Below are 11,582 nucleotides of genomic sequence, written 5' to 3'. Positions count from 1 at the left end.
AGGGCAGAGCGATGACGCATGAGACATTGGAAACACAAGCCGAGGCCGGAGAGGTGGGCCGGGCCAAGCGGCTGAAGCGGGCCACCCATTCCACCCACGAGCGTCTGGACCAGGCGATCATGGCCCGCGAGCCCTTTGCCGATCGCGAGCGCTATGGCCGGTTCCTCGCGGTGCAGCATCGCTTCCACGCCGAGATCGACCCGCTTTTTGGCCACCCGGAGCTGCAGGCCCTGCTTCCGGACCTGGAAGAACGCCGCCGCCTCGACCTGATCCGCCAGGACATGGCCGATCTCGGCATGGCGTCGCCAACGCTGACCCCAGGCCGTGCGGAACCGCTGCCCGGCATCGCCGTGGCGCTTGGCTGGCTCTATGTCGCCGAAGGCTCCAATCTCGGTGCGGCCTTCCTGCTCAAGGAAGCAGCCAAACTCGGCCTGTCGCAGGCGTTTGGCGCACGGCATCTTGCGCCCGCGCCTGAAGGCCGCGGCCTGCACTGGAGGACCTTCACCGCTGCGCTCGACGCGGTGGCGCTGCCCGAGGCGGATGAAGCCCGCGTCGTCGCCGGGGCGGAACAGGCATTTCGCCGCGTGCATGCGCTGGTCGGGGACGTGTTCGGATGACGGCTCTGGTTCTCCTCGAGACGAGCTCTCCGCGCGACAGGGCGCAATGGCGGCGTTCGAAACGATGACCGAGTCAGCCCGACCGACAGACGCCGGCGTTCGTGCCGATCAGCCGTGCAAAAGGCGGCTTTCCCCTCGCAGTCGATGCCGGCGGGTGGGCGAAGCGTCGCTGCACGCGACCGGAGAGGCTTCCATGATGCCGCTGCGTGCGGTCTCGCCGCGGCCGGGGCGTTCCCGGCTCGATGAAGGCCGACAGGCAGGCTACATGGCGCTCGGCTGTCTCATGCTGCTGCTCGGCATGGTCGGCGCGGTGCTCCCGCTGATGCCGACGACGATTTTCCTGATCCTCGCCGCATGGTGTTTCGGTCGCTCCTCGCCGCGTCTGGAGGCCTGGATGCTGGCCCATCCGCGTGCCGGTCCGCTGATCCGGGACTGGCGTGCGCAGGGGGCGATTCCGCTGCGGGCGAAGTGGATGGCCTGCCTCGGAATGACGCTCGGCTACGCGCTGTTCTGGTTGGCGGCCAGGCCCGACCCCTGGCTCGCGGTCCCGGTCGCCGCAGCCATGCTCGGCTGCGCGGCCTGGATCGTCACGCGGCCCGGGCAGGGCGCGGCCTGCGGCGTGGACCGTTCAGGCGGGTTCGCGAGCCCGCAGCCAGGAGGCGAGAGACCATGATGAAACTGACCCGGCAGGCCGAAATCGCCATCGACATTCTCGTGGCCTGCGCACGGCCCCAGCCCAACAAGCCGAGAACCACACGGCTCGTCGCCGACCTCGCCGGCACCACCAAGGACCACGCGGCGCAGGTTGTCACGAAGCTCTGCCGGCATGGCTTTCTCGAAGGCATGCGCGGCCGCGCCGGTGGCATCCGGCTGTCCCGGCCTGCAGAGGCGATCGTCATCGGCGATGTGCTTCGGCTGATGGAGCCCTCGCTCGTGGATCAGGCCCGCACGGCCCCCGAACCGTCGGGCACGGCCCTCGATACGGTGGTGCATGCGGCCATCGGCTCCTTCGTCTCGATCTTTGACGACTTCACCATCGACGACCTCGCCGGCGATCCCTCGAGCGGCAGGCTCGCTTGCCTGGGGTGCGACCTGCACAGCCTCGTCCTCAAGGGCCGGCTCTTTTCGCGGCTTCGGCCGCATCTCCGGCATAGGCCCCGGCCCGCATCGAACCTGGACAAAGTCGCCACGCCGGCGGCATGAAGGAACACTGGAATGACCGACATCACCAAGCCTCACCGCCGCCTGAGCGGGTTTTGCCTTTCCCTGCTGCTCGCCGCGTCGCTGATCTTTGGCGGCCCGGTCTCCGCGACCGCGCAGGAGCCGGCCCCTGCCCCTGCCGCGAGCGGGCAGGTGGCGCCCGCAGTCCCCGCAGTCCCCGCTGTCCCCGCGGACCAGGACGCCGCCGGAGCCGCGTCGCCTGCGCAAGCCGAAATCACAGCTCCCACGGATGACGCCCGGTCGGTGCCGCCTGCGCCCGTCCCGAACGAGGGCGCGGAGCCGGAAGTCCAAACCGGCGGCGCCGATGCACCGGCCGATATCGCCGGGCCGGTCGCGCCTGCGCCGACTTTCCTTGAGGACCCGGCCGGTGCCGTCTCGCACCTCCTGAACGCCGAGCCCGACGCCAGCCTGCCGCACAACCTGTCGCCCTGGGGCATGTTCATGGCGGCCGACTGGGTGGTGAAGACCGTCATGATCGGTCTCGCGCTCGGCTCGCTCGCCGTCTGGACGGTCTGGGCGGCCAAGACCATCGAGATCGCCTGCGCCAAGGCGCGCGCAAGACGCGGGGTCGCCGTCATTGCTTCCGCGTCCACGCTCGCGGATGCCGCACACCGGCTCGCCGGCCGGGGCGGTCCTGCCGCGTTCATGGTGCGCTCGGCCGAGCATGAACTGGAGCGCTCGTCCGCAGCCCTCGACCATGCCGGCAATGACGGCGTCAAGGAGCGCCTCGGCGCGCGGCTTGCCCGCATCGAGGCGCAGGCGGGGAGGCGACTGTCGCGCGGCACCGGCCTTCTGGCCACGGTGGGCTCGACCGCCCCCTTCATCGGCCTGTTCGGTACGGTCTGGGGCATCATGAATTCCTTCATCGGCATCTCTGAGGCGCAGACCACCAATCTCGCCGTCGTCGCGCCGGGCATCGCCGAGGCGCTGCTCGCCACCGCCATCGGCCTGGTCGCGGCCATTCCGGCCGTGATCATCTACAACCTGTTTGCGAGAAGCATCGCCGGCTACGGCCAACTGCTTGCCGATGCCGCATCGGGCGTGGAACAGTTGGTGAGCCTCGATCTCGACCTGCGCAAGGTGCCGGTGCGGAGCGCAACTCCCGCTGCGTCCTTTGCGGTGGAGCAGTCCCGGACGCCGGAGCGCTCCGGTGAAGCCACGGCTGCGGCGGCGGAGTAGACGACATGGCCGGAGGCATTCGCAGGAACGCGGGCGCGCTGCCCGAAGAAAACAGCGACATCAACATCGTTCCCTTCATCGACATCATGCTGGTGCTGCTCATCATCTTCATGGTGGCGGCGCCGCTGGCGACCGTCGACGTGAATGTCGATCTGCCGGCCGCGGCGGCGAAGCCGGCGGAGCGGCCCGACAAGCCGCTCTACGTGACGCTGAAACCGGACCTGACGCTGCATCTGGATGAGGATCCGGTCGCGCGGGAAGCGCTCGGCGCGGCAATCGACGTGCTGACCGAAGGCGACAAGGAAGCCCGCATCTTCCTGCGTGCCGACCGCGGCGTCGACTATGGCGACTTCATGGAGGTGATGAACCTGCTGCGGCAGTCGGGCTACCTGAAGATCGCGCTGGTCGGGCTTGAGAAGACGCAGCAGCCCGCTTCAGTTCCGTCCGCGGACGAGAATGCACCCGGCGCGGTCGAGGGCGAGGGCGACAGTGCCGCCACGTCTGGCCCGTCCGGCGCCGACAGTCCCGTGGTGCCATGACCGGCTCCCGTCCCCCCACCGGCGCCACACGCGCCCTGCGTGTCATGGAGGCGGCGCTGTGGACCGGCGCCAGCCTGTTGGTGCTGACCGCCCATGTCGGTGCCGCCCTGTGGCTGATGCGCGAGGCGCCCATGGTCGCCGCCGACGCCACGCCGCCGGCAGCCATCATGATCGAACTCGCCGATGAAGCGGAAGCGGTCGACACCCAGGAAAACGAAATCTCCGAGGCCATGGAGGATGCAGAGGCGAGCAAACCCGCCGAAAACGTCCCGACGCCGGACGAGACACCTTTCGAGGAGGTGGTCGAGGACCTGCCCGAACCCGAGCCCGAGGAGATTGTGGAAGAGGTCGCCGAAGACGACGATCCTGTCGATGAGGACGTCGCCCTGATTCCCGAGGCCGAGGTGCCGATTCCGCTGCCGCGGCCTGCGCCGCCGGAGCCGAAGCGCGAGGTGGTCAAGGCCGAACCCCGGAAGACTGAACCGCGCCGGCAGAAGCCCCGTCCGCAACAGCAGCAGGCCGCCTCGCAGGCCACGCGCCAGGCCAAGGCCCAGGTCAAGGAGGGCGCCCGCACCGCCGCGCGCCAGTCTGCATCCGGTGTCTCCTCGATGTCGCCGGCACGCTGGCAATCGCGGCTGATGGCGCATCTGGAGCGGCGCAAGAAATATCCCGCCGATGCGCGCCGGCGCGGCGAGCGCGGCACTGTCCATGTCCGCTTCTCGATCGATGATGCCGGCAATGTCCGGTCGGTCACGCTCGCGCGCTCATCGGGCTACCCGGCGCTCGACAACGAGGTTCTCTCCCTCGTGCGCCGCGCGTCCCCGGTTCCCGCCCCGCCCCCCGGCGTCAACAGGACCATCGTCGCGCCGGTGCGCTTCAGTGTGAGGTGAGCGGGGAGATCCCGCACAGGCGCGCCTGAGGCGATGATCCTGGCCGGGTCGGGGTCGTTTCACGCGGCGGCCTGTCTCCCGCCGGTGGACAGCAGTTGCAGCAGTGAGGCGAGCGTGCCGACGATGATCAGCGCGATCCAGGCGAGCGAATAGCTGCCGCTCCACTGAAAGCTGAGGCTGCCCAGCCAGGCGCCGAGAAAGGCGCCGACCTGGTGGCTGAGAAACATCACGCCGAAAAGGCTGCCGAAATTGGCCGGGCCGAACAGGCTGTTGATGAGCCCGCTCACGGGCGGCACGACGCTGAGCCATAAAAAGCCCATCGCCGCGGCGAACACCAGGGTGGTTCCCACGCTCACGGGCAGCACGAAGAACAGTGCGATCGCCGCAGTGCGCAGCGCATAGATGAGCGCGAGCACCGTGCTGTTTCCCCAGCGCTGGCAGAGATGGCCGGCTGCCAGCGTGCCAAGGGCGTTGCACACGCCGATCAGCGCGATCGCCTGCGCGCTGACCGACGGCGGTAAGCCGCAGATGGCGACGAAATTGGGCAGATGGGTGGCGATGAAGATCAGCTGGAAGCCGCAGGCAAAGAAGGCGAGGGTCGTGATCACGAAGGCCCGGTTGGTGAGTGCCTCGGCGATGGCGAGCCTGAAACTGGCCTTGGCAGCCGGGGACGCCGCCGGTCCGCGCGGCTTGCTCCGGCCGAGCGGCACCGCCACCGCCGCCATCACGCTCGCCAGCACCGCCAGTCCCGCAAGTGCGCCCTTCCACGACCAGAGATCGATCATCGCCTGGGCGCCCGGCGCGATCACGAAGGTTCCCAGCGACCCGGCCGCCGCCAGAATCGAGACGGCCGTGCCGCGCACCGCCGGCGTCGCAAGCCGCGAGACGATGCCGACCAGCACGCCATGCGACGTCCCCGCCACCGCCAGGCCGATCAGCACTCCTCCGCCAAGATAGAGGCCGAAGCGGCTCCCCGTCGCCATCAGGAACAGACCCGCACAATACAGGACCGATGCCGAAACGATGACGATACGTCCGCCGAGCCGGTCGAACAGCGCCCCCATGAACGGTTGCCCGATCCCCCAGGCCAGGTTCTGGATCGCCATCGCGAAACCGAAGGACGCCAGCGTGATGCCGGTTCCGGTGATCATCGGCTCCACGAAAAGGCCGAGACTCTGTCTCAGGCCCATCGACAGCGACAGGATTGTTGCGGCGGCGATGAGCGTCAGCACCAGCGCCGGCGTCCAGGGTCGTGCATCGGTGTGCGGCAAGGCTCGACTCCCTCCTCGAAGGCGCCGACGATAAGCCGCGGACGGAGAGAAGAAATACACTAGTCGGTATACCTGGCGGCTTCAGTCGGCGACGCGGGCGCGCAGCACTTCCGGCTCTGCTGTGGCGGCAGCGGCGATGGACGCGGCCGCCTTGCCCGCGGCCAGGGCATAGGACACGTCGCGGTGCACGAGCATCTGCGCGATCGCGCCCTCGAGCAGGATCATGATCTGCCGTCCCGCAAGCGCGGGGTCCGACGCGCCGGCGGTCCGCAACTCGTCCGTGAGCCAGGCCTCGAAGCGCGTTTTGTGGGTGGCCGCCATCGCCACGGCAGGGTGGCCCGGCTGGCCCGCGAGCTCCACCGCGGCACGGGTGAAGCCGCAACCGCGCCATTTCGGTTTCTCGGCATGGGCCGCGAGCGCCGAGAACAGGCGCAGGATGCGATCCGCCAGCGGGCGATCGTCCGCGCCGAGCCAGCGGCGATAGCGTTGCGCCGTCGGGCCGTCCTTGTCGGCCAGATAGGCGGCGATCAGTTCGTCCTTGCTCCTGAAATGGTAGTAGAGCGTCCGCTTGGTCACCTCCGCCCGCTCGGCGATGGCGTCGACGCTCACGCTTCGAAGCCCGTGCTCGTAGAAAAGCGCGTCTGCCGCGGCGATGATTCGGGCTCTCGTGGTGTTCTGCATCGGCTCAAGCCACCCTGTGGGGAAGACGGAAAGGCGGATCTTATATCACCGAAGCCCGGTTTGGCATCGGTCGCCGCCCTGGCGCGGCGGTCGGAGTTCGCGAAGGCGCGCTCAAAAGCCGGCTTCCGGGAGCTGCATGCAAGGCCCGCTCGCGGCGATCCTCTTCTGGGACGGGCAATCGGCTCCGATGGTCCGATCGTGCCCGTCACGGGCGAAAGATGTCTTCGATCGAAAGCTCGAACAGGCTTGCGATCCTGAACGCCAGAGGAAGACTGGGGTCGTAGCGGCCCCGCTCGAGAGCGTTGACCGTCTGCCGCGAGACGTCGAGCCTAGTCGCCAGATCCGCCTGCGACCAGCCTCGCTTTGTCCGCAGTTCCTGAATGCGGTTGTTCATTTGTAGCGCAGGTGCCCGAGCACGAGGCCCGCCATCCAAAGGCCGCACATCACCGGCCAGACGGCGAATGCCGACAGTTTCGGAAAGCCGACATTCTCGAGGAAGCCATAGCTGAACGTGATGAGTGCGGTGCCCGCAAAGGCGAGCGAGAAGGCTTCGAGCTGAAGCCTGCGCTGCATCTCGTCGAGCTTCCGGATCACGCCGATGATCGAGGCGCAGAGAAGCACGGCCGGGACCATCGGCGCGAGCGTCACCGCGATTTCCTGGACCCGGTTGTCGATGCCGCCGGCCAGCAGGCGCAGCGAGACCATCAGCACCAGGGCATAGGCCAGCATGCTCAGGAAGGCCGGGATCATGTTCCGCGCGAGCGCGGCGGGAGTGGTGGTATCAGTCATGGTGTCACCTCGTGTAAAGTGTCCTTTACATAAGATCGCGCAAGCATGTCCTTGTCAAGGGTCCTTTACATCGGTCTCGCGATTTCGTCCGCGACGAAGGCGACGAACTTGCGCACCAGTTCGGGAGCCTCTTCCGGGCGCCAGCCCATCCCGACTTCGATCGTCGGGGCGCTTTCCCGCAGCCGAAGATAGGTGACGCCGGCCGGTGACAGGCTGCACATCGAGCTCGGCACGAAGGCAAGCCCCAATCCTTCCGCCACCAGATTGATGATGGTCTGCATCTGCATCGCGCGCTGGCCGATGACGGGATGCGCGCCGAAGTCGGCGTAAAGGCGGGTGACGAGATCGTGAAGAACGGGCGCCCCGGTCCGCGGAAACAGGATGAGCGGCTTGCCCCTGAGGCGATCGAAGGAGACGGTGCCGGTCGCGTGCGCGGGATCGCCGACCTCCAACCACGTGGTCGGCATGGCCACGACCAGTTCCTCCGAACTGATCGGCACATAGCCGAGCGGGGCCGGCATGGCCCGGTTCGGCGGCGGGATCATCAGGCCGATATCGAGTTCGCCCGCAAGCAGGCCGTCGATCTGGACGTTGCTGGTCGCTTCGTTCAGTTCGATGTCCACCTCGGGGAAGGCGTGCTTGAAGCGGCTGACCAGCCGCGGAAGGAAGCTGTAGCCAACGAAGCTCACAAAGGCCAGGTGCAGCGTGCCGACCTCGCCGCGGGACAGCCGCCGGGCCAGCTCGGGAAGCGTCGTCGCTTCGCCCAGCACCCGCCGCGCATAGGGCAGCCACTCCTTGCCGATCGGCGACAGCCGCACCGTGCGCTTGGTGCGCACGAACAGTTGCACGCCGAGGTCGGCTTCCAGCGCCTGAATGCTCTGGCTCAGCGGCGGCTGTGTCATGTGCAGCCGTTCCGCGGCCCTGCCGAAATGCAGTTCTTCGGCAACGGCGACGAAGTGGCGGAGCTGGCGCAGTTCCATGAGTATCTCGATTAATATGCAATACGACCTAATATCATATGATAAATCTATTTCCAGAATTACTTGGTTGCCGCTTATGCTTTGGCTCACCAGCCAGCCGAGGGAGGGCAGCCAGTGCCGCAGGACCTGCGATCGAGCATGATCACCAAAGGCGTCGAACGCTCGCCCAATCGCGCGATGTTCCGGGCACTCGGCTATCGCAGCGAGGATTTCGACAAGCCCATGATCGGGATCGCCAACGGGCACTCGACCATCACGCCCTGCAATGCCGGGCTTCAGCCGCTGGCTGATGCCGCAGCGGATGCGATCAGGGCTGCCGGCGCCAATCCCCAGATGTTCGGCGTCCCCACCATCTCCGATGGCATGTCGATGGGCACCGAAGGCATGAAGTACTCCCTCGTCTCGCGCGAGGTGATTGCCGATTGCGTTGAAACCACCGTCCAGGGACAGTGGATGGACGGCGTTCTCGTGATCGGCGGCTGCGACAAGAACAAGCCCGGCGGCATGATCGGGATCGCACGGGCGAACGTGCCGGCGGTCTATGTCTATGGCGGCACCATCAAGCCGGGGAACTGGAAGGGCAACGACCTGTCGATCGTCTCGGCCTTCGAGGCGGTCGGCGCGATCAAGGCGGGCCACATGAGCCAGGAGGATTTCGACGGCATCGAACGGCACGCCTGTCCGAGCACCGGCGCCTGTGGCGGCATGTACACGGCCAACACGATGAGTTCGTCCTTCGAGGCGCTGGGCATGTCGCTGCTCGGTTCCTCGCTGATGGCCAATGTCGATGAGGAGAAACGCTCGTCGGCGGCGGCGTCGGCCACCGTGCTGGTCGAAGCGGTCAGGAAGGGCATCAGGCCGCGCGACATCATCACCCGCGAAAGCGTCGAGAATGCCATCGCGCTGGTGATGGCGACCGGTGGCTCGACCAATGCCGTGTTGCACTATCTCGCCATCTGTCATGCTGCCGAAGTCGAGTGGACGCTCGATGATTTCGAGCGCATCCGCAAGAAGGTGCCGGTCATCTGCGACCTCAAGCCCTCCGGGCGTTACATGGCGGTCGACCTGCACCGGCAGGGCGGCGTTCCCCAGGTGCTCAAACTCTTGCTCAATGCCGGCCTGCTCAATCCCGGCTGCATGACGATCACCGGCAGGACGATTGCGGACGAACTCGCCGATGTGCCCGACCACCCGCCCGAAGGTCAGGATGTGGTGCGCCCGGTCGATGCCCCGCTCTACCAGGAAGGCCATCTGGCGATCCTGCGCGGCAATCTCGCCGAGGGCGGCGCGGTCGCCAAGATCACCGGCCTGAAATCGACCTCGATCACCGGCCCGGCGCGTGTCTTCAATGACGAGCAGTCCGCACTCGACGCCATCCTGTCCGGTGCGATCCGGCCCGGCGACGTGCTGGTGCTGCGCTATCTCGGTCCGAAGGGCGGTCCCGGCATGCCAGAAATGCTCGCGCCGACCTCGGCGATTGTCGGCCGCGGGCTCGGTGACAAGGTCGGCCTGATCACCGACGGCCGCTTTTCCGGCGGGTCCTGGGGCATGCTCGTCGGCCATGTCACGCCGGAGGCCTTTGTCGGCGGAACGATCGCGCTGGTCGAGGAGGGCGACCAGATCACCATCGATGCCGATCGCCGCCTGCTTCAGCTCGACGTGCCGGCAGAAGAGATCGATCGGCGACGGCGCGCGTGGCGCCAGCCGGCACCGCGCTACACGCGCGGCGTGCTGGCCAAGTTCGCCGCGCTTGCAAGCCCCGCCAACGAGGGAGCCGTCACCGGATAGCAGGGGCGCCCGGGGACGCCCCGTCCACACATCACACACAGGGAGGAGAAAGATCATGCTCAAGACAGGAAGGCAGTTCGTGCGCGCCACGCTTGCCGCGGCGACGCTGTGGGGGCTCGCCACGGCGGCATCCGCGCAACAGGAAATCAAGCTCGGCTACGCGCTGGCGCCGACATCGCATTACGGGGTCGCGGCCGCACGGTGGCAGGAATTCGTGGAGGCGGAGAGCGAAGGGCGTTACGCCTTCCGGCATTTTCCGTCCTCGGGCCTGGGCGGCGAGCGGGAAGTGATCGAGGGCGTTCAGCTCGGCACCGTCGAAACGACGATCGTCTCATCCGGCACCCTGTCCAATTTCGTGCCGGAAGCCGGGGTCTTCGACATTCCGTTCCTGTTCCGCGACCTCGGCCATGCGCGCCGGGTTCTCGACGGACCGGTGGGGCAGGAGATCCTCAAGAAGTTCGACGATGTCGGGCTGGTCGCCATCGCCTGGGGCGAGCAGGGCTTCCGCCACATCACCAACAACCGCAACGCCATCGAAACCCCGGCGGACATCTCCGGCCTGAAGCTGCGGACGATGGAGAACCCCACGCACATCACCGCCTTCGAGACGCTCGGAGCCGCGCCCACGCCGATGGCCTGGCCGGAGGTCATCGGCGCGCTTGAGCAGGGCACGATCGACGGCCAGGAAAACCCGCTGTCGGTGATCACCTCGGCCAAGCTTTCCGAAGTCCAGACCTATCTCACCCTCTCAGGCCATGTCTATTCGCCGACCGTGTTCCTCGTTTCGCGGCCGTTCTGGGACGGCCTGTCCGAGGAAGACCGGGAGATCTTCCGCAAGGGCGCGACCGAAGCCGTCGCGGCGATGCGCGCTTTCGTCGACGGTGTCGAAAGCTCAGGCGTCGAACAGCTCAAGGCCGAAGGCATGACCGTCGGGGAACTCAGCAAGGAGCAGAAGGCGGCATTTCAGGGGGCGCTGGAAACTGCCTACGAGCAGTATTACGGCACGTATGGCAAGGACCTGGTCGATCGGATCATCGCCACCGAATAACGCCCTGCGCCGACCGCCCGCAGGTGCTGCCGGCACGCCTCCGCGCGTGCCGGCTCTCTTTTCAAGGTGAGACACGATGCAAATGTTCGAGCGCCAATTTGTCAGGGTCAATGAATGGCTCGTGCTGCTGATCCTGGCGGCCATGACGGTGATCGTCTTCACCAATGTCGCCCTGCGTTATCTGACCAACTATTCGCTCATCTGGGCGGAGGAGGTCGCGCGTTATCTGATGATCTGGATGACGTTTGTCGGCGCGGGGTTGGTGCTGCGGGCGGGCGGACATGTGGCGATCACCAATCTGCATGACCTCGTCCCGCCCCCGGTAAAGCGCGCGCTGCGCATCGTCGTTGCCATGATCCTGCTCGGCTTCTTCGCCGGCATGGTCTGGTTCGGCCATGACTACATGACGCGCATGGGGCGGCAGTTGACGCCCGCGACGCGGGTCCCCTTTCACTTCATCTATGCGGCCATGCCGGTCGGCTTTGCGTTGCTGATCGTCCACTTCCTGCTCGTGCTCCGGCACTATGTGGCGACGGGCGGAAGCGCTGACGACCGTCCGGCAGGCGGGGGCTAGCATGG

General features: G+C 67.1%; 14 protein-coding genes. 9 read left to right on the top strand and 5 right to left on the bottom strand.

From position 1 onward, the window contains the following. Positions 1 to 11 precede the first annotated feature (11 nt). From AWJ14_RS06715 to AWJ14_RS06690, 6 genes are all read left to right on the top strand, one after another. Positions 12 to 617 (top strand): biliverdin-producing heme oxygenase, encoded by a 606-nt coding sequence (locus tag AWJ14_RS06715; protein WP_066176662.1) that lies wholly within the window; start codon positions 12 to 14, stop codon positions 615 to 617. Between the two features lie 193 nt (positions 618 to 810). Then, complete coding sequence (locus AWJ14_RS06710; RefSeq protein ID WP_066176661.1) at positions 811 to 1,290, top strand: YbaN family protein; 480 nt, start codon at positions 811 to 813, stop codon at positions 1,288 to 1,290. Further along, a complete protein-coding gene (locus AWJ14_RS06705) occupies positions 1,287 to 1,820 on the top strand; it encodes an RrF2 family transcriptional regulator (RefSeq protein ID WP_066176660.1) in 534 nt (177 codons plus the stop codon). The genes AWJ14_RS06710 and AWJ14_RS06705 overlap by 4 nt, the downstream gene beginning before the upstream one ends. Positions 1,821 to 1,832: 12 nt before the next feature. After that, positions 1,833 to 3,017: a tonB-system energizer ExbB gene (exbB, locus tag AWJ14_RS06700; RefSeq protein WP_083220103.1), complete on the top strand. Its 1,185-nt coding sequence runs from the start codon at positions 1,833 to 1,835 to the stop codon at positions 3,015 to 3,017. A 5-nt stretch (positions 3,018 to 3,022) separates the two neighbouring features. Beyond that, complete coding sequence (gene exbD / locus AWJ14_RS06695; RefSeq protein ID WP_066176657.1) at positions 3,023 to 3,556, top strand: TonB system transport protein ExbD; 534 nt, start codon at positions 3,023 to 3,025, stop codon at positions 3,554 to 3,556. After that, positions 3,553 to 4,446, top strand: a complete 894-nt coding sequence (locus AWJ14_RS06690) for an energy transducer TonB family protein (protein ID WP_066176655.1) — start codon at positions 3,553 to 3,555, stop codon at positions 4,444 to 4,446. Before exbD ends, AWJ14_RS06690 begins: the two co-directional genes overlap by 4 nt. Positions 4,447 to 4,505: 59 nt before the next feature. Here AWJ14_RS06690 and AWJ14_RS06685 read toward each other — a convergent pair whose 3' ends face one another. From AWJ14_RS06685 to AWJ14_RS06665, 5 genes are all read right to left on the bottom strand, one after another. Beyond that, entirely contained in the window at positions 4,506 to 5,717 is a 1,212-nt protein-coding gene (locus tag AWJ14_RS06685; RefSeq protein ID WP_066176654.1) for an MFS transporter, read from the bottom strand. An 81-nt stretch (positions 5,718 to 5,798) separates the two neighbouring features. Beyond that, positions 5,799 to 6,398, bottom strand: coding sequence for a TetR/AcrR family transcriptional regulator (locus AWJ14_RS06680; protein ID WP_066176653.1), 600 nt, complete (start codon positions 6,396 to 6,398; stop codon positions 5,799 to 5,801). A gap of 205 nt (positions 6,399 to 6,603) precedes the next feature. Beyond that, positions 6,604 to 6,792 (bottom strand): helix-turn-helix transcriptional regulator, encoded by a 189-nt coding sequence (locus AWJ14_RS06675; RefSeq protein WP_066176651.1) that lies wholly within the window; start codon positions 6,790 to 6,792, stop codon positions 6,604 to 6,606. Continuing rightward, on the bottom strand, positions 6,789 to 7,187 hold the full coding sequence (locus AWJ14_RS06670) for a hypothetical protein (RefSeq protein ID WP_066176648.1): 399 nt from the start codon (positions 7,185 to 7,187) through the stop codon (positions 6,789 to 6,791). Before AWJ14_RS06670 ends, AWJ14_RS06675 begins: the two co-directional genes overlap by 4 nt. Positions 7,188 to 7,252: 65 nt before the next feature. Then, positions 7,253 to 8,167, bottom strand: coding sequence for a LysR family transcriptional regulator (locus AWJ14_RS06665; RefSeq protein ID WP_066176647.1), 915 nt, complete (start codon positions 8,165 to 8,167; stop codon positions 7,253 to 7,255). Positions 8,168 to 8,281: 114 nt separating this feature from the next. Between AWJ14_RS06665 and ilvD the strand changes: the two genes are divergently transcribed. The 3 genes from ilvD to AWJ14_RS06650 all read left to right on the top strand — a co-directional run bounded on the left by ilvD (position 8,282) and on the right by AWJ14_RS06650 (position 11,577). Continuing rightward, a complete protein-coding gene (gene ilvD / locus AWJ14_RS06660) occupies positions 8,282 to 9,955 on the top strand; it encodes a dihydroxy-acid dehydratase (RefSeq protein ID WP_210183511.1) in 1,674 nt (557 codons plus the stop codon). Between the two features lie 55 nt (positions 9,956 to 10,010). Then, a complete protein-coding gene (locus tag AWJ14_RS06655) occupies positions 10,011 to 11,003 on the top strand; it encodes a TRAP transporter substrate-binding protein (RefSeq protein ID WP_083220102.1) in 993 nt (330 codons plus the stop codon). Positions 11,004 to 11,079: 76 nt separating this feature from the next. Further along, complete coding sequence (locus AWJ14_RS06650) at positions 11,080 to 11,577, top strand: TRAP transporter small permease (protein WP_066176643.1); 498 nt, start codon at positions 11,080 to 11,082, stop codon at positions 11,575 to 11,577. The last annotated feature ends 5 nt before the right edge of the window (positions 11,578 to 11,582 follow it).

Source organism: Parahoeflea olei, assembly GCF_001703635.1.
In the GTDB taxonomy this organism is placed as follows: domain Bacteria; phylum Pseudomonadota; class Alphaproteobacteria; order Rhizobiales; family Rhizobiaceae; genus Hoeflea; species Hoeflea olei.
This window is presented reverse-complemented; position numbering and strand designations above follow the sequence as displayed.

Bases quoted from the DNA above. Each gene is read 5' to 3' on its own strand.
- AWJ14_RS06715 (WP_066176662.1), top strand. From the start codon at position 12: ATGACGCATGAGACATTGGAAACACAAGCCGAGGCCGGAGAGGTGGGC.
- AWJ14_RS06710 (WP_066176661.1), top strand. From the start codon at position 811: ATGATGCCGCTGCGTGCGGTCTCGCCGCGGCCGGGGCGTTCCCGGCTC.
- AWJ14_RS06705 (WP_066176660.1), top strand. From the start codon at position 1,287: ATGATGAAACTGACCCGGCAGGCCGAAATCGCCATCGACATTCTCGTG.
- exbB (WP_083220103.1), top strand. From the start codon at position 1,833: ATGACCGACATCACCAAGCCTCACCGCCGCCTGAGCGGGTTTTGCCTT.
- exbD (WP_066176657.1), top strand. From the start codon at position 3,023: ATGGCCGGAGGCATTCGCAGGAACGCGGGCGCGCTGCCCGAAGAAAAC.
- AWJ14_RS06690 (WP_066176655.1), top strand. From the start codon at position 3,553: ATGACCGGCTCCCGTCCCCCCACCGGCGCCACACGCGCCCTGCGTGTC.
- AWJ14_RS06680 (WP_066176653.1), bottom strand. From the start codon at position 6,398: ATGCAGAACACCACGAGAGCCCGAATCATCGCCGCGGCAGACGCGCTT.
- AWJ14_RS06675 (WP_066176651.1), bottom strand. From the start codon at position 6,792: ATGAACAACCGCATTCAGGAACTGCGGACAAAGCGAGGCTGGTCGCAG.
- AWJ14_RS06670 (WP_066176648.1), bottom strand. From the start codon at position 7,187: ATGACTGATACCACCACTCCCGCCGCGCTCGCGCGGAACATGATCCCG.
- AWJ14_RS06665 (WP_066176647.1), bottom strand. From the start codon at position 8,167: ATGGAACTGCGCCAGCTCCGCCACTTCGTCGCCGTTGCCGAAGAACTG.
- AWJ14_RS06655 (WP_083220102.1), top strand. From the start codon at position 10,011: ATGCTCAAGACAGGAAGGCAGTTCGTGCGCGCCACGCTTGCCGCGGCG.
- AWJ14_RS06650 (WP_066176643.1), top strand. From the start codon at position 11,080: ATGCAAATGTTCGAGCGCCAATTTGTCAGGGTCAATGAATGGCTCGTG.